This is a genomic window from Variovorax sp. OV084 (assembly GCF_900111625.1).
Lineage (GTDB): Bacteria > Pseudomonadota > Gammaproteobacteria > Burkholderiales > Burkholderiaceae_C > Variovorax.
Genome location: NZ_FOII01000034.1, coordinates 1 through 16218 on the forward strand (window position 1 = coordinate 1; position 16218 = coordinate 16218).

Consider the following 16218-nt stretch of genomic DNA (forward strand, 5'->3'; position numbering starts at 1 on the left):
CACGAGACCTTCGGGCCGGTGTCGCCGGTGATCCGCTTCAGGACGATCGAGGAGGCGATCCGCATCTCCAACGGCACGGCCTACGGGCTGTCGTCGGCGGTGTGCACGAACCGCATGGACTACATCACGCGCTTCATCCGCGAGCTGAACGTGGGCAGCGTCAACGTGCGCGAGGTGCCGGGCTACCGCCTGGAGCTCACGCCCTTCGGCGGCATCAAGGACTCGGGCCTCGGATACAAGGAAGGCGTGCTCGAGGCCATGAAGAGCTTTACCAACACCAAGACCTACTCGTTGCCCTGGTGAGCTCGAGGCCTGCTCCCGGATACACCGGGAGCCAGGCCCTGGCCGCCCACCGCATCGCACTCTCCATCGTCTTGCGTCCCTTGCCAGGGACGCCGAAGTCGCGCGCGTGGATGCGCCTCGATCTGACGAAAAAGCCGACAGGACTATCGAAATACCCATGGGCTTTCGTCGCTGGCACGTCACCCCGCTCTTCTGTAATTCGACCACTCCCCCACCAGAGGCAGCCGAAAAAAATGTCAGTCGAGCACTTCATTCCCCAAGCCATTCCCCCAGGCGCCGCCATGCGGGCGCGCAAGGCACCAGACCCGATAGGCACGTGCCAGCGCGCCACCGGATGGACGCGCACCTTCGCGCTCACGACCGCGCTCGTTGCCGCACTGAGCGGCTGCGGTGGCGGCAGCGGTTCAGGCGGCGCGGCGCTTGCATTGCCGGCCCCGTCATCACCCGCCCCCACGTCGCCCGAAGCACCATCGACGCCGCTCGCCAACCGCACGCTGGTCATCGACCTCGACGGCGCCACCTACGCCGCAGTGCAAAGCGGCATCGCCGGCGGCACGCTGCCGAACCTCGCCAAGCTCGAAGTGAGGCTGGCCTACAGCGGCGGCATGGCCGGCACGCCCAGCCAGCAACCCACGCTGGACACGCCCGGCTGGGCGACGCTGCTCACCGGCACCTGGGCCAGCCGCCACCAGGTGATGTCGGAAGCACCGAAGCAGGCGGTGCGCGGCGCTACCGTGTTCCAGTTGACCAAGGGCAAGAACACGGGGCCGAACGGCGCGGCCGTCGCTTCGTCGGGGCTGGCCCAATTGCTGTCTTCCGACCACGACAGCGGCTACCTCGACTCGCTCACCGATTGCTCCGGCGATACGACCGCCACCGACTGCGTGACCACGCAAGCCACGCAACTGATCGGCGGCGACTACGCCACGGTGCTCGCGCAGTACCGCGCAATGAAGGATGCCGCACTCGACTTCGGGCTCGGCTCCACGCAGTACGCAGGCACGCTGGCCAAGCTCGACAAGGCGGTCGGCACACTCGTCGACGCCACGTCGAAGCGCCCGAACACCCGATGGCTCGTCGTGGTGACCGGCAACCACGGGCTCAGCGCCAACAGCCAGGACGACGGCCTGCCGCTGGTGCCCGAGTCGAGCACCTTCATCGGCCTGAACCAGCCCGCGAACATGGGAACGCAAGGCGTCGGCGCAGCGCTGCCGCAGAAGCTGATCGACCTGTATGCGAACGCCAGCATCGCCGACGTTGCGCCGACCGTGCTCGGCTACCTGGGCGCACTGCCGGACGCGAAGACCTACGCGCTGGACGGCAGCCCGCTGACCGGAGCGCAGGCCGTGTCGCAGCTGACCACATCGGTGGCCGACAACAACTCCTCCAGCGCGAGCGTGGTGCTGAACTGGACGGCTCCGGCCAAGGGCGCGATCACGGTCGTGCGCGACGGACAGGTCATCGCTTCGAACCTGCCTGCGGGCACCGCCACGTACACCGACAACCAGCTCTCGCAAGTGCTGAGCGCCAAGGGCACGTACCAGCTCAGCTACACGGTGCAGGCCGGCGACGGCGCGGACGCCGCGTCGAGGGCAGTGCTCTCACCACTCGTGTCCTACGTTCCGCCGGTTCCGCTGGCGCCGACGCTGAAGAACGGACTGGTCTCCTACTACCCGTTCAGCGCCACGCTGCCGCCGGTCGATGCGATGGCGCACAGCACGATGGGGCCCGCCGCGAGCGACCTTCCGCCCGCAGCCGGCCTCGTGGTGCCGGGTCCGTTCGCAGGCACCAACGGCCTGCTGGTGGACACGAACTTCGTCAACACCAACGGCGTCGAGGGTTACCGTCTCACGCCGGCCGATGGCTTCGACATCTCCAAGGGCACGGCACCGCAATTCACCATCGGGCTCTGGTTCAAGACGCCATCGTGCGTTGCCACCAACAACGTGACCATCGTCTCCAACAAGAGCTATGTGAGCGGCGGCAACGCCGGCGTTGCCATCGGCCTGTTCGCCAGCTCGGGCAACCAGTGCGGCGTGGCATTCAACATCGGCTCCGGCGGGGGCGTGCGTGCGGACGGGCCGACCAGCCCCTACACGCAGATCACCGTCAACCGCTGGGTGTACATCGCCTTCTCGGTCGACGGCGTGGCCAAGACCATGAACATGTACGTGTTCGATCCGGTGACGAGCACCACCAACCGCGTGGCCGTGGGCAAGTCGACGGGGTCGGTCGATCTCTCCAAGCTCTCGCCGTTTCCGCAGTGGGGCATCGGCGACGACGGCACCGGCACATTCCTGATGAACAAGTGCAACGGCACCGTCACGCCGCCGTACTACGCCGGCAAGTGCGCAACCGCGCCCACGTACCAGCACCACTTCGGCGACCTGGCGATGTGGAACCGCGTGCTGACCGATGCCGAGCTGCAATCGATCTTCCTGTCGAACAAGCCGTTGTCGACGCTGCCGGTCAACTGAGGAGGCGCGCACCATGAAATCCAGCTTCTGCTTCTTCCTTGCAGCAGGTGTTGCGTGCCTGTCCATCGCCGGATGCGGTGGCGGCAGCGATGGCGGCGGGGCCAGCTTGCAGTTGCCCGTCGCTGCCGCAACAACAACCGGCGACGGCGCGGCGCCTGCCGAGGTTCCGATCGTGGCGGCGCCCTGCGCGAGCTGCGCGGCCGCCGGCACCGACCTGCCGCCAACGCTCCCGAACTCGAAGCTCAACTGCGCGCCCTGAAGGCACGTCAATTGCAACAACCATGACTCCATTCAACCGCCGCTCCTTCCTTCGCGCCGCCGCGGCCGGCGCCGCACTCGGCCCGTTTCCACCCGCCATCCAGCGCGCGCTTGCCATTCCGGCGAACAACGCGACGGGCACCATCAACGACGTGGAGCACGTCATCATCCTGATGCAGGAGAACCGCTCCTTCGACCACTACTACGGCACCATGCCCGGCGTACGCGGCTTCAGCGACCGCTTCACCATTCCGATGGCTTCGGGCAACCCCGTGTGGCTGCAGCAGGGCACCGCCGACGCAGTGCAGCCGTTCTATCTCGATGCGACCAAGGGCAACGCGCTGCGCGTCGGCGGCGCGCACGACTGGGGCGACCAGCAGTCTGCGTGGGACGGCGGGCGCATGGCGGCATGGCCGAAAGCCAAGAACACCAAGATCTCGATGGGCTACCTGCAGCAGTCCGACCTGCCGTTCCACTGGGCGCTGGCCAATGCCTTCACCATCTGCGACGCGTATCACACGTCGATCCACACGGGCACCTTCACCAACCGCATGTTCCTGTGGAGCGGCACGAACGGTGCGAACGTGGCCGGCCAGGCCTGCGTGACCAACGCCAACTGGGGCGGCCTGGGGCCCTCCACCGATGGCCTGACCTGGACCACCTACCCCGAGCGACTGCAGGCCGCCGGCGTGCGCTGGAAGGTCTACAACAGGCCGGGCAACAACAGCAACAACAACCAGCTGGTGGCGTTCGCCTCCTATCGCGCCGTCGACGAGCAACTGCGGTCGCAAGGCTCACCGAATGTGGCGTACTCGCCTGCGATCGAAGCGCAGTCGCCGCTGTACAAGGGCTTCGGCAACACCATGCCCGACGGCGGCTACCTGCAGGCCGTGGCAGACGACATCGCCGCGGGCACGCTGCCGCAGGTGAGCTGGATCGTTGCGCCGGGCCCCTACAGCGAGCATCCGAGCATGTCGGTTCCGCAGCAGGGCGCGTGGTACATCCAGACGCTGCTCGACATGCTCACCGCCAATCCGGAGGTGTGGAGCAAGACCGTGCTCATCATCAACTTCGACGAGAACGACTGCTTCTTCGACCACATGCCGCCGCCGGCCCCGCCGTGGCGCAACGCGGACGGAACCTATGCCGGCAAGTCGACGGCGGACATCACCAACGAGTACTACACGATGCCGCCGCCGCCCGGCGACTCGAGCAAGCGCACGCCCGACGGCAAGCCCTTCGGCGCCGGCGTGCGGCTGCCGATGCTGGTGATTTCTCCGTGGAGCATCGGCGGCTGGGTCAACTCGCAGGTGTTCGACCACACCTCGACGCTGCGCTTCCTGGAGCAGCGCTTCGGCGTGCGCGAGACCAACATCAGCCCGTGGCGCCGCACGGTGTTCGGCGACCTGATGTCGTGCTTCGACTTCCGCAACCCCAACAGCGCCAAGCCCGCGCTGGTGACGGCACCGACCAAGGCGCAGGCCGATGCCACGCTGTCGCAGCAGGTGGCCGCGCCCGGCGTGCCGGTGCCTGCGGCGGGCTCGGTGCCGCTGCCTTCGCAGGCTCTCGCCCTGCGGCCTTCGCGTGCGCTGCCGTATCACCTGCACACCAGCGCCAACGTCGACCTGCCCAACGGCCAGGTGTGGCTCACGTTCAGCAACACGGGCACGCAAGGCGCCGTGTTCCATGTGTACGACGAGCTGAACCTGTCGCGCTACCCCAGGCGCTTCACCGTGGAGCCCGGCAAGATGATTTCCGACGCCTGGGCGGCGGTGGCCGACAACACGGGCAAGTACAGCCTGTGGGTGCTCGGGCCCAACGGCTATCACCGGCGCTTCAAGGGCGACCTCGGCGCGCTGGCAAGCGGGCCGAACCCGGAAGTTCGCGTGTGCTACGACAGCAGCGGCAACTCGGTGTACCTGACGATCATGAACATGGGCAACGCCCCAGCGACCGTGACGGTCGGCGCCAACGCGTACCGCACAGACGGCCCCTGGACCTACACCGTGGCGCCCGGCATGCAGGTGGAGCCGTCATGGTCGCTCGCAGGCACCAACAGCTGGTACGACTTCACGCTGACCATGGGCACCAGCTTCGAACGGCGCTTCGCGGGGCGGCTGGAGACCGGCAAGGACGGCGTGAGCGATCCGGCCATGGGGGTCGCGGCCACGTAGCCAGCGGCTTACACGCGGCCATCATGATCGCCCGGCATCATGGCGCCCTTTCAGACGACCCAGTGGCCCGGGAGACCCTGCAGTGACGCTCAACCAGATTCGCGCATTCATCGCCGTCGCGCAAGAGGGCGGCTTCACAGCCGCCGCGCGCACGCTGGGCATGAGCCACAGCACACTCAATTCGCAGATCCAGATGATGGAGCGCGAATACGGTGCCGAGCTGTTCCACCGCCGCGGCCGGCGCGTGGAACTATCGGCGCTGGGGCTGGAGATGCTGCCCCTGGCCCGACGCATGATCGCGCTCGAAGGCGACATGAGTTCGCTGCTGGACGACAGCGGCAAGCTGCGGTACGGATCGCTGAAGGTCGGCGCGGTCGGGCCCTTTCATGTCACCGAGATGATCGAGGCGTACCACGCGGTCCACCCTCGCATCAAGATCTCCATCACGCTGGGCAATTCCGAAGTGATCCTCGACGCGCTCGACAAATACGTGAGCGACGTGGGCGTGCTGGCAAGCCGGTTTCCCGACGAGCGCTACTACACGCAGCTCTACGCGCAGTACCCGGTGATCGTGTTCGTGCACGTCGATCATCCGTTCGCCAAGCGCAAGTCGATCGCGCTGAAGGAGTTGTCGGGACAACCGCTGCTGATGCGCGAACCCGCCTCCACGACCCGCAAGGCGCTGGAGGACGCGTTGATCGCGCAGGGGGTGACCGTGCAGGTCGCGATGGAAATCGGAAGCCGCGAGGCGCTGCGCGAAGCCGTGGCCAGGGGGCTTGGCATCGGCACCGTCTCGCAGTCCGAATACGTGCCCGATCCGCGCCTGAGGCCGGTGCGCATCGAAGGCGATGTCGTCTCCACGCACATTCACGTGTGCTGCCTGCGCGAGCGTCGGGAGAGTCGGCTGATCTCGTCGTTCTTCGATGCGATCGACGCCCGCCTGCAGGCTCGCGGAGGATCGATGCCGTCGCTTGCCTCCTCAGCGCTCAGGTAGCCGCAGGCTGCAGCCCCTTGCGCAGCTTCAGCGCCACGTCGAAGAAAGATGCGAGCACGCGGCTCTCGCGCCTGATCTGGAGGCAATAGAGGTAGGTGTGCGTCACGGCGGGGTCGCCCTCTATGCGAACGGTGCGCAGGCGCTCGTCCGGAATGAACTCCGCCTCCGAGACGGCACCGATGCCGATGCCGCGCGCGGCCGCTTCACGGATGGCCTCGCGGCTTCCGATTTCCATGGCGAGCTTCGGACGGACGCCCGCGCGCTGGAAAGCCTCGTCGAGCGCGCGCCGCGTGCTCGAGCCGCTTTCGCGCTGGAGCATCGGCTGTCCGTGCAACTCGTCCAGCCGGATCTGGCCGCGGCTCGCGAAGGGGTGGTCGCGATGCACGAACAGGATGAGTGCGTGCCGCGCATACGGCGTGGCACTGAAGCCGGGCGCCTCATGGAAGCGCGCCAGCACGCCGATGTCGACGGCGTATTCCTCCAGGTCCTTGAACACCGAGGACGAATTGCCCATGCGGATAGAGACGTCGAGGCGCGGGTAGCGCTTGCGATAGGCATCGACCATCTCGATGACGTGGAAGGGGCCGACCGCCCCGAGCTTGAGTTCGCCGGACTGGAGGTCGCCGCTGTCGTGAAGGAGGTTGTACGAGTCCTGCTCCAGCGAAGCGATCTGCCGCGCGATGGGTAGAAGGCGCTCGCCCACGCTGGTGAGTTCGATGCGGTGACCCTGGCGATGGAAGAGCACGACGTTGTGCTGGCGCTCAAGGGCCTGGACCTGGGTGGTGAGCGTCGGCTGGCTCAGGCCCACGGCACGCGCGGCTGCGCTGAAGCTGCCGTGCTGGGCCACGGCGAGAAAAGCACGGAGTCTGGCTGCTGACATCCATAGATTGTCTCAATAGATGCGTGACAAATACGTGATCGATTTGATATTTCGTTGTCACATGGCGTTCTTAGTCTTGCGCTAATTCCCAACCTTCACCCCACCGAGCACCACCCATGAGCCCCGTCTTTCGCCTGCGCCGAAGCCTGATCGCCCTCGCCCTGTCCACCGTCGCCGCCATGCCGGCGCTGGCCGCGCCACCGCTCACCATCGGCCTGATTCCGGCCGAGGACTCGCAGGCCATGATCGAGAGCAGCCGCCAGGTGCTCGACAGCCTGCAGCAGCAACTGGGCATGCCGGTCAAGCCCTTCGTGGCCACCGACTACAACGGCGTCATCGAAGCCCTGCGTTCGAAGAAGCTCGATGTGGCCTACCTCGGCCCGTTCTCGTACGTGCTGGCCAATCAGATCGCCGATGTGGAAGCCTTCGCGGTGGCCGTCACGAAGAAGACCGGCCAGAGCTCCTACAAGAGCGTGATCATTACGCGCAAGGAAAGCGGCCTCGCCAAGACCGCCGACCTGAAGGGCCGCACCTTCGCCTTCGTAGACCCGACCTCCGCGTCCGGCCACCTGTTCCCCAAGGCGGGCCTGCTGCAGGCCGGCTACGACCCAGAGACCTTCTTCAGCCGCGTCATCTTCTCGGGCTCGCACGACGCCAGCATCCTCGCCGTGGCCAACAAGAAGGTCGATGCCGCAGCCGTGGCGGACCGCATCCTCGCGAGCGCCATCGCCAAGGGCCAGGTGAAAGCGGACGAGCTCGAGATCGTCTGGTCGTCTAACCCGATTCCCGAATCGCCGATGGTCTGGCGCAAGGACCTCGATCCGGCGCTGAAGGCAAAGATCGCGAAGGCCCTGGCCAACGTCAAGGACCTGCCGTGGGGCGACCAGGGCGTGCTCAACGGCTTCCAACCCACGAACGACGCGGCCTACAACGTCGTGCGCGACACCGCCAAGGTGCTCAAGCTCGATCTGCGGAGCATGAAGTGATCCGCATCCGGCGGCTCACCAAGCAGTACGGCGACAACGCCGTGCTCCGCGGCGTTGACCTGGACGCGGCTGCGGGCGAGTTCGTGGTGGTGCTCGGCGAGTCGGGTGCCGGCAAATCGACCCTGCTGCGATGCGTGAACCGCCTGGCCGTGGCGGACGGCGGCGAACTGAAGGTCGACGGCATGGATGCCGTGCAGTGCGCCGATACGCGCGCGCTGCGCCAGCGTGTCGCAATGATCTTCCAGCACCACAACGTGGTGCCGCGGCTGAGCGCGTTGAAGAACGTGCTGACCGGCCGCCTGGGTGCAGTGTCGACGCTCGCTTCGGTCATGCACTTCTTCAGCCGCGAAGACATCGCGCTGGCGCACGAGTGCCTGGGCCGCGTGGGCCTTGCGCACAAGGCGCATGAACGCACCGATTCGCTGTCGGGCGGCCAGATGCAGCGCGTGGGCATCGCCCGTGCGCTTGCGCAGCGACCGAGGCTGATCCTCGCGGACGAACCGGTTGCCAGTCTCGACCCGCAGACCTCGCGCAAGGTGCTGCAGTACCTGCACGATGCCTCGCGCGACCTGGGGATCACCGTGCTGTGCAACCTGCATCAGGTCGACTACGCGCGCGAGTTTGCCGACCGCATCGTCGGGCTCGCGCAAGGCCGCGTCGTGTTCGATGGCGTGCCGCAGGCCATGGGGCAGGACGACATCGATCGCATCTACAACATGCCGCAACCGGCCGTCGACCGGAAGGACGCAGCCAGCACCCCGACTGCACTGGTCATGCCCTCGATGGCCGGCACGCAAGGATGAACATGACGAACATGAAGACCGCATCGACCAGATACGCCTGGACCGGCCCGCTCCCCGAAGGGCGCCGCGGCTGGTTCAACCTGCTTATCGGACTCTGCATCGTGGCCTGGGCGCTGCAATGGAGCGCCGCCGGAGCCCAGCTCAGCTGGACGGAACTCGCAGCGGGCCTGCCGCAGATCCTGGACTTTCTCGGCCGCACCCTGCCGCCCGACCTGAACATCCTCAGCCGCCTCGTCGCACCCGCGCTCGAGACCGTGCAGATCGCGGTGTGGGGAACGCTGCTGGCCGTGCTACCCGCCATTCCCCTTTCGTTCCTGGCCGCGCGCAACCTGCAGAGCAACCGGTGGATCTACCAGAGCACGCGGCAGGCATTGAACGTGGTGCGCAGCATCAACGAACTGATCCTGGCACTGGTGTTCGTCTCGGCCGTGGGCCTGGGGCCGTTTCCCGGTGTGCTGGCGCTGGCGCTCCATGGCGCGGGCATGCTGGGCAAGTTCTTCGCGGATGCCATCGAGGAAATCGACCAAGGGCCGCTCGAAGCCTTGCGAGCGACCGGCGCGCGGCCGTTGCAGGTCATCGTGTTCGGTGTGCTGCCGCAAGTCGTCACTGCGTGGATCGCCGTGGTTCTCTACCGCTTCGAGGTGAACCTGCGTTCGGCGACGGTGCTGGGCATGGTCGGCGCCGGCGGGCTCGGCTTCGAGCTGGTGAGCAGCCTCAAGCTCTTTCGCTATCCCGAGACAGCCACCTGCATCATCGTCATCACCGTGATGGTGATCGTTGCGGACACGCTTTCCAGTCAACTGCGCCACCGCATCCAGCGCAGCGGACGGCATTGACCGCGCGTGGCCAGTGCCAGCCTGGCCAGCTGACCAGGACCTGACCACCTTCTGCTGCGCTCTGTCAGTCACCGCCATGTCACGCACGCGCTGAAAGCTCCACCCCTTTCGCTCGTCCGTGACTCTCATGCAGCCTACTTCTCCGCTTCGCCGCGCCCTGGCCCTCGTGCCGGTTTCTTGTCTCAGTCTCTCGGCGCTCCTGCTGGTTGCATGCGGAGGGGGAGACAGCGGTTCTTCTTTCGTCTTGCCTCCGGCCGCCGGGGTTTCCACAACGCCGGGCAGCACAACGACCACCAGCACCAGCGGGGTCGTGGTCGGCAGCTACTTCGTCAACGCCAAGGTCTGCCTGGACCTCAACTCCAACGGCCGCTGCGATGCGGGCGAACCGGCCACCCGATCGGACAAGCAGGGCGGCTTCACGCTTGCCGGCTCGGGCGCGGGCATCGTGGCCGAGATCGGCACCGATGCCACCGAGCTCGAGCCGTCCATCCCCTCATCCAAGCCGGTGACTTCAGCGCTCGTGCTGCGTGCGCCGAAGGAAGCGCCGAGCGTTGTCGACTTCGAATCGACCGCGGTGGTCGCGGAGATGGAAGCCAACGGGCTCGACTTCAAGACCGCTGCGGGCAAGGTGGCAATCTCTGTCGGCGTGGTCGCGTCGAAGCTGCTCGGTGACATCAACACCGAGAGCGACCCTGTTGCAAAGGCCGCGCTCAAGGCCGCTTCCGACGAAGGCCTGCAGCGCATCCGCGATGCGCTCGCATCGGCCGCGAACACTGACGACGTCAAGGCGGTGGTAACGGCCGCCGCCCTGACCGACCGCTACTACCAGACCAAGGCGCCGTACCGCCCGCAGCAGGATGTCAGCACCTACGAGGCGGCGCCCGCGGGCTTCTCGCCGGTCTACACCGAGGTGGTTGCGCGCCACGGCTCGCGCGGGCTCTCGGGCCTCAAGTACGACCTTGCGGTCTACAACATGTGGAAGAAGGCACAAGACGACGGCGCCCTCACGCCACTGGGCGAGAAGCTCGGGCCCGACGTGCTGAAGATCATGAAGGCCAACTTCCTGCTCGGCTATGGCGTGGCCGGCATCAGCACGCCCGGCTACGGCAACGAGACGCAGGTTGGCATCAACGAGCACACGCAGCTTGCGGCAAGGCTGGTTCAGCGCCTGCCGGCCTACTGGAAGCAGATCGGCGACAACGCCGGCTCCGCCCCGCGCCAGATCGTGACGGTGACCTCCGGCGTCGACCGCGCGGTCGACAGCGGCAATTTCTTCGTGCAGTCGCTCAAGGCGACTCAGCCTGCGCTGGCACCGCTGCTGACCTATCCGCCGGCACCGGCGCCCTACCCCGACAACGGCACGGCCGTGAGCCAGCCGGTGGGCACCAACCGCTTCCTGTTGTACTTCCACAAGCTCGTGAAGGCGACCGACCTCGTAACGAACACCACCGATCCGCTCTACACGACCTACCAGGCCAGCCTGGCCTACCAGAACTACAAGAGCAACGATGCCGACCTGCTCGCCAAGCAGAGCGGGCTCACTGTCACGCCCGAGGCCGCGGCCGCCGGCCGCTTGCTGCTGGAGCGCCTGTTCGCCAGGAGCTTCGTCGACAAGATCGCCAACGGCACGTACAGCTTTTCCAACAGCGGCAGCTTCAGCTACACGAGCGACGACGGCAAGTTCGCGCCCAGCCTGAGCGGCGACGGCAAGACATCGATCAAGTCGCCCGGCGACGCAGGCGCGCTGCTGTACGAGCTGTATGTGATCGCACCCGCGATGCGCAGCGAGGCCGGCGTCGATTTCACGGCCTACATGCCGGCAGCGCAGGCGAAGTTCTTCGCCGCGCTCAACGACGGCTCCGATTTCTACGACAAGGGCCCCGGCATGACGGAGAAAGGCGACATCACCTCGCGCATGTCGCAGATCCTGGTCGACGACATGTTCAACGAAGTCGATGCAATCGCCAGGGGCGACCGCTCGCACGCGGCCAAGCTGCGCTTCACGCACGCGGAAATCATGATGCCCTTCGCGGTGCGCATGGGCCTGAAGGGCGAGGACCAGAGCGTGCCCGAGGCCTCCAGCTTCAGCTACGACAGCAACACGTGGCGCGGCGACTACGTCTCGCCGATGGCGGCCAACATGCAGTGGGACGTGTTCGCCGACGGCGGCGGAAAACTGCTCGTGCGCATGCTCTACAACGAGAAGGAAACCGACTTCAAGGCGGCCTGCGATGGCGCCAAGGCTGCGGGCACGGCGCACTACTACGACTACACGGGCCTGAAGGCCTGCTACGGGCACGTGGCCCAGTAGCCCCGCATCTCCCCGCATCTATTTCCTGGTCTTCCTGGCGGGCGTCTTCACGCCCTGGCGCAGCGAGCGTTGCCTCAGCGTCGCGCCCGAGCCCCGCGGTGGGCGCGCCGGGGCCACGTCGTGCTGGCTCGCCCGCAAGGTGAAATCGCAAGTCTTGACGGCCAGCTCGACGATGCGCGCCAGCGCGGGGCTGGAGTTGTCGCGCCGGTAGACCGCGCTGTAGACCAGCGGCGGCGGCATGGGGTCGCTCTTCACCACACGCAGCAGGCCGCTCTTGATGTCCGGGCGCACATAGTCGAGCGCCTGCTGGCTGATGCCGAAGCCGCTGATCGTCAGTTCGCGCAGAACAGTCGTGCTGTTCGTCAGCATGACCTTGCCGAAGCGGAAGCCGTGCTCCGCGCGCCAGGCTTCGTAGAACCTGTTCTTCGAGGCGCCGGCGGGCTGCTCGATCACGGGGTAGTCGGCAAACTCGTGCGGCTTCAATGCCCGCGCGGGAATGTCGAGCCGCGGGCTCGCGATCCAGGCCTGGTCGACCTGCCCCACCTTGATCGATTCGAAGGCCTGGCCCCAGAAGATGCCGGGCATGATGGTCAGGTCGAGCTTGTTGGCTTCGAGGCGTTCGAAGAGCGTGAGCCCCGCGTCCACCACCGGCTCCAGCGTGACCTGGGGATGCAGCTTCTGCAGCAGCTGGATCAGGCGCGTGAGCCAGGTCATCGCAATCAGCTCCGTCACGCCCACCCGGAAGGTGCCGCGCAGCGTCTTGTCGAGGCTGATGTCGTGCTCGATGCGCTGCCAGAGCCGTTGCGCTTCCTCCGCGAGCGGCAGCAGCTCCCGGCCAGCCTGGGCCAGCTCCAGGCCGTGGGAGGTGCGATGCAGCAAGGGGCCACCGAGCGATTCCTCTAGTTCCGCCAGGCGCTTGGAGATGGCCGACTGCGTGGTATGCAGCTTCACCGCCGCGGCACTGAAGCTCTGGAGCTTGGCGCTGAAGAGGAAGGCCTCCAGCTGCTTGAAAGTGAAGTTCATGCCAGCGGAATGTACGCCCATGGCTCTGCAGGAAAAAAAGGAATACTGCGCCCCTCCGATTTCTCGTTTGTCCTGCGGCAGCCGGACTTTGATACTGCGTGCATGCTTCACATTGCACCACGCCTGAATCGAATCAAACCATCCCCCAGTTCCATGGCCGGCCAGAGGGCGCGCGAGCTGCGCGCGATGGGTCGAGACATCCTCGGCCTGACCGCGGGCGAGCCCGACTTCGAGACACCCGGGCACATCAAGGAAGCGGCAATCCGAGCCATGACCGACGGCCAGACCCGCTACACGGACGTGGGCGGCACGCCGGTGCTGAAGGAAGCCATTGCCGGCAAGTTCCTGAACGAGAACGAGCTGGCCTACACACCGGGCGAGATCATCGTGGGCACCGGCGCCAAGCAGGTGATCTTCAACGCGCTCATGTGCACGGTCGCGGCGGGTGACGAGGTGATCGTGCCGGCGCCCTACTGGGTGTCTTACCCGGACATCGCCCTGCTGGCCGGCGGCGTCCCCGTCTTCGTCGACTGCCCGGCGGCATCGGGCTTCAAGCTGCAGCCTGCCGACCTCGAACGCGCCATCACCGGCAAGACGCGCTGGCTGATGCTGAACTCGCCGAACAACCCGAGCGGGGCGACCTACACGCGTGCCGAGCTCCAGGCACTGGCCGAGGTGCTGCGGCGCCACCCCCACGTCTGGGTGCTGACCGACGACATCTACGAGCACCTGATCTATGGCGACGTCGAGTTCGCCACCATGGCCCAGGTGGCGCCCGATCTCAAGGACCGCACGCTGACGGTGAACGGCGTTTCCAAGGCCTACGCGATGACGGGCTGGCGCATCGGCTACGGCGCCGGGCCTTCGGCGCTGATCAAGGCGATGGTCAAGCTCCAGTCGCAGAGCACCTCCGGGCCGAACTCGATCGCACAGGCTGCGGCAGTCGCCGCGCTCACGGGGCCGCAGGACACCATTGCCTCGAACCGGCGCGAATACGAGAAGCGGCGCGACATGGTGGTTGCCTCGCTCAATGCCATCGACGGCATCCATTGCGCAGCGCCCGACGGTGCGTTCTACATCTTCGCGTCATGCAGCGCGCTGTTCGGTCTTCGCTCGCACAAGGGCGTCGCAATCGAAAGCAGCGACGACTGGGTGATGCACCTGCTCGATTCGCAGGACCTGGCGGCGCTGCAAGGCAGTGCCTACGGCGTGCCGACACATTTCCGCATTTCGTTCGCCGCCAGCACAGAGCAGCTGCTGGAAGGGTGCCGCCGCATTGCGCGGGCGCGCGACGAACTCTCGGGCCAAGCCATCAACCAGGAACTGCAATGAAACTCCAACCTCTTCTGAAGCTGCTGCCGGCCCTTGCCGCGGGCACCGTCTGGCTTGGCGCAACCCCTGCGTGGGCTGCAGATGCCTTTCCGTCGAAACCGGTGAAGATCCTCGTCGGCTTTTCGCCCGGCGGTTCCAACGACGTCGTGGCGCGCCTGATCGCGCCGAAGCTGGCGGAAGGGCTCGGGCAGCAAGTGCTGGTCGAAAACCGTCCCGGCGCCGGCGGCAACATCGCGGCATCGGCCATGCTCGGCGCGCCTGCGGACGGGCACACGCTGCTGATGTGCACCACGGGAACCCTGTCGATCCAGCCGTACATCCTGAAGAGCATGCCCTTCGATCCAGAGAAGGACATCGCACCGGTCACGCAAGTCGTCAACGCGCCCTACATGCTGCTGGTCAATTCGACCCTGCCGGTGAAGAGCGTCAAGGAGCTCGTTGCATACGCCAAGCAGAAGCCCGGCGAGATCAACTTCGCTTCTTCGGGCACGGGCACCGGCGGGCATCTTGCGGGCGAGATGCTGAAGAGCCGCGCAGGCATCGACATCGTTCACGTGGCCTACAAAGGCACTGGCCAGGCCATGACGGACCTCATTGCAGGCCAGGTCTCGATGATCTTCGACCAGCCCGTCAGCTCGATGCAGTACGCACGCGCCGGCAAGCTCCGCGCGCTGGCTGTGGCCAGCCCGCGCCGGCTGGCGGCCTTTCCGGACATTCCGACCGTGACGGAAGCCGGCGTTCCCGACTTCGACCCCGTGACCTGGGCAGGCATCTGCGCGGCGAAGAACACGCCGCCGGCCGTCGTCGAGCGCATCCAGCGCGAAGTTGCCAAGGTGCTCGCGATGCCCGAGATCTCCAAGCGGCTCGCTGCCGACGGCCTGGAGCCCGTAGGGAGCACCCCCGAGCAATTCCGCGCCTTCCTGGCTGCCGACAAGCGCAAGTGGGGCCGCGTGGTGAAGGACGCCGACGTCAAGGCCGAGTAAGAAAGAGAACGAGAGACAGACGATGAACCAGCTACCCGACATCATTCGCGACTTCGAGCGCGTTCCCTCCGATCTGGTCCGGCAGGCCTCGGCGTTCCAGCCTGCCATCCTTGCCGACGTGGCAGGCCGCCGCGGCGCCCTGCACGGCCGCATCCAGGCCTTGCGCCACCGGATGACGCTCGTCGGCAGTGCGCTCACGGTCGAAGTGCGGCCGGGCGACAACCTGATGATCCACGCCGCCATCGCGCTGGCAAAGCCCGGCGACGTGCTGGTGATCGACGGCAAGGGCGACCAGAGCGCCGCCCTGATGGGCACGATCATGATGAACGCCTGCCGGCAGGTCGGCATCGCCGGCGTGGTGATCGACGGCGCGGTGCGCGACAGCGTCGAGATCGACGAGATGGACTTTCCCGTCTTCTCGGTCGGCACCAATCCCAACGGCCCGACGAAGCTGGCCTCGGGCCGCATCGGGCATCCGGTGTCCGTGGGCGGCGTGGCCGTGCGTGCAGGCGACCTGGTCGTGGCCGATGCCGACGGCGTGGTGGTGGTCGAGCGGGAAAGAGTCGAGGTGCTTCTTCAGGCCGCAAAGCAGAAGGTCGAGGACGAAGCCGCACGCATCGAGGCCATCAGGAAAGGCGACACGGCGGCCAAGTGGTTGGACTCCGCCCTGCGCAAGGCGGGCGTGCTCAAGGAAAACGAGACGCTGTAGGCAGCATTCGACCGATGGCATCTGCGCCGGGAGGGCGATTGCGCACAGCGGAAATCAGGCGCTCATAATGTCCGCCGGCCACGCCAGAGGCCGCCGTCCCCTCCTCTTTCAGATCCGAGCTTTCTTTTCTGGCGTTCACTGGACGACAC

14 protein-coding genes are annotated in these 16218 nt (G+C 66.5%); 12 read left to right on the forward strand and 2 right to left on the reverse strand.

Annotation, left to right across the window (positions count from 1 at the left end; translation table 11 throughout):
• The 5 genes from BMW87_RS33635 to BMW87_RS33655 all read left to right on the forward strand — a co-directional run.
• A partial coding sequence (locus tag BMW87_RS33635; protein WP_143062621.1) for an aldehyde dehydrogenase family protein occupies nucleotides 1-303 on the forward strand: 303 nt, incomplete at its 5' end.
• A gap of 233 nt (nucleotides 304-536) precedes the next feature.
• Complete coding sequence (locus BMW87_RS33640; RefSeq protein ID WP_256217026.1) at nucleotides 537-2780, forward strand: LamG-like jellyroll fold domain-containing protein; 2244 nt, start codon at nucleotides 537-539, stop codon at nucleotides 2778-2780.
• Between the two features lie 13 nt (nucleotides 2781-2793).
• Nucleotides 2794-3039 carry a hypothetical protein gene (locus BMW87_RS33645; RefSeq protein ID WP_093082737.1) on the forward strand — a complete coding sequence of 82 codons (246 nt, stop codon included), beginning with the start codon at nucleotides 2794-2796 and terminating at the stop codon, nucleotides 3037-3039.
• 22 nt (nucleotides 3040-3061) lie between these two features.
• Nucleotides 3062-5212, forward strand: coding sequence for a phosphocholine-specific phospholipase C (locus BMW87_RS33650; RefSeq protein WP_093082739.1), 2151 nt, complete (start codon nucleotides 3062-3064; stop codon nucleotides 5210-5212).
• An 82-nt stretch (nucleotides 5213-5294) separates the two neighbouring features.
• A complete protein-coding gene (locus tag BMW87_RS33655; RefSeq protein WP_093082742.1) occupies nucleotides 5295-6206 on the forward strand; it encodes a LysR substrate-binding domain-containing protein in 912 nt (303 codons plus the stop codon).
• Here BMW87_RS33655 and BMW87_RS33660 read toward each other — a convergent pair.
• Nucleotides 6199-7086: a LysR substrate-binding domain-containing protein gene (locus tag BMW87_RS33660; RefSeq protein WP_093082744.1), complete on the reverse strand. Its 888-nt coding sequence runs from the start codon at nucleotides 7084-7086 to the stop codon at nucleotides 6199-6201. The genes BMW87_RS33655 and BMW87_RS33660 overlap by 8 nt on opposite strands.
• A 116-nt stretch (nucleotides 7087-7202) precedes the next feature.
• Here BMW87_RS33660 and phnD point away from each other — a divergent pair, with 116 nt between their 5' ends.
• From phnD to BMW87_RS33680, 4 genes are all read left to right on the forward strand, one after another.
• Entirely contained in the window at nucleotides 7203-8072 is an 870-nt protein-coding gene (phnD, locus tag BMW87_RS33665) for a phosphonate ABC transporter substrate-binding protein (RefSeq protein ID WP_093082747.1), read from the forward strand.
• Nucleotides 8069-8875: a phosphonate ABC transporter ATP-binding protein gene (gene phnC / locus BMW87_RS33670; RefSeq protein WP_093082749.1), complete on the forward strand. Its 807-nt coding sequence runs from the start codon at nucleotides 8069-8071 to the stop codon at nucleotides 8873-8875. Before phnD ends, phnC begins: the two co-directional genes overlap by 4 nt.
• Entirely contained in the window at nucleotides 8872-9711 is an 840-nt protein-coding gene (gene phnE, locus BMW87_RS33675) for a phosphonate ABC transporter, permease protein PhnE (RefSeq protein ID WP_218149814.1), read from the forward strand. Before phnC ends, phnE begins: the two co-directional genes overlap by 4 nt.
• A 244-nt stretch (nucleotides 9712-9955) precedes the next feature.
• Entirely contained in the window at nucleotides 9956-12022 is a 2067-nt protein-coding gene (locus tag BMW87_RS33680) for a histidine phosphatase family protein (RefSeq protein ID WP_143062659.1), read from the forward strand.
• A gap of 18 nt (nucleotides 12023-12040) precedes the next feature.
• Here the strand turns inward: BMW87_RS33680 and BMW87_RS33685 are convergent, their stop codons facing one another.
• Nucleotides 12041-13045, reverse strand: coding sequence for a LysR family transcriptional regulator (locus tag BMW87_RS33685; RefSeq protein WP_093050221.1), 1005 nt, complete (start codon nucleotides 13043-13045; stop codon nucleotides 12041-12043).
• A 102-nt stretch (nucleotides 13046-13147) separates the two neighbouring features.
• Here BMW87_RS33685 and BMW87_RS33690 point away from each other — a divergent pair, with 102 nt between their 5' ends.
• The 3 genes from BMW87_RS33690 to BMW87_RS33700 are packed head-to-tail and all read left to right on the forward strand — an operon-like array spanning nucleotide 13148 to nucleotide 16069.
• Entirely contained in the window at nucleotides 13148-14377 is a 1230-nt protein-coding gene (locus BMW87_RS33690) for a pyridoxal phosphate-dependent aminotransferase (RefSeq protein WP_093082754.1), read from the forward strand.
• The gene (locus BMW87_RS33695; protein WP_093082757.1) at nucleotides 14374-15360 is read left to right on the forward strand and encodes a Bug family tripartite tricarboxylate transporter substrate binding protein; all 987 of its coding nucleotides are present in this window, start codon (nucleotides 14374-14376) and stop codon (nucleotides 15358-15360) included. The genes BMW87_RS33690 and BMW87_RS33695 overlap by 4 nt, the downstream gene beginning before the upstream one ends.
• 22 nt (nucleotides 15361-15382) lie before the next feature.
• On the forward strand, nucleotides 15383-16069 hold the full coding sequence (locus BMW87_RS33700) for an RraA family protein (protein ID WP_093082759.1): 687 nt from the start codon (nucleotides 15383-15385) through the stop codon (nucleotides 16067-16069).
• Nucleotides 16070-16218: the final 149 nt, after the last annotated feature.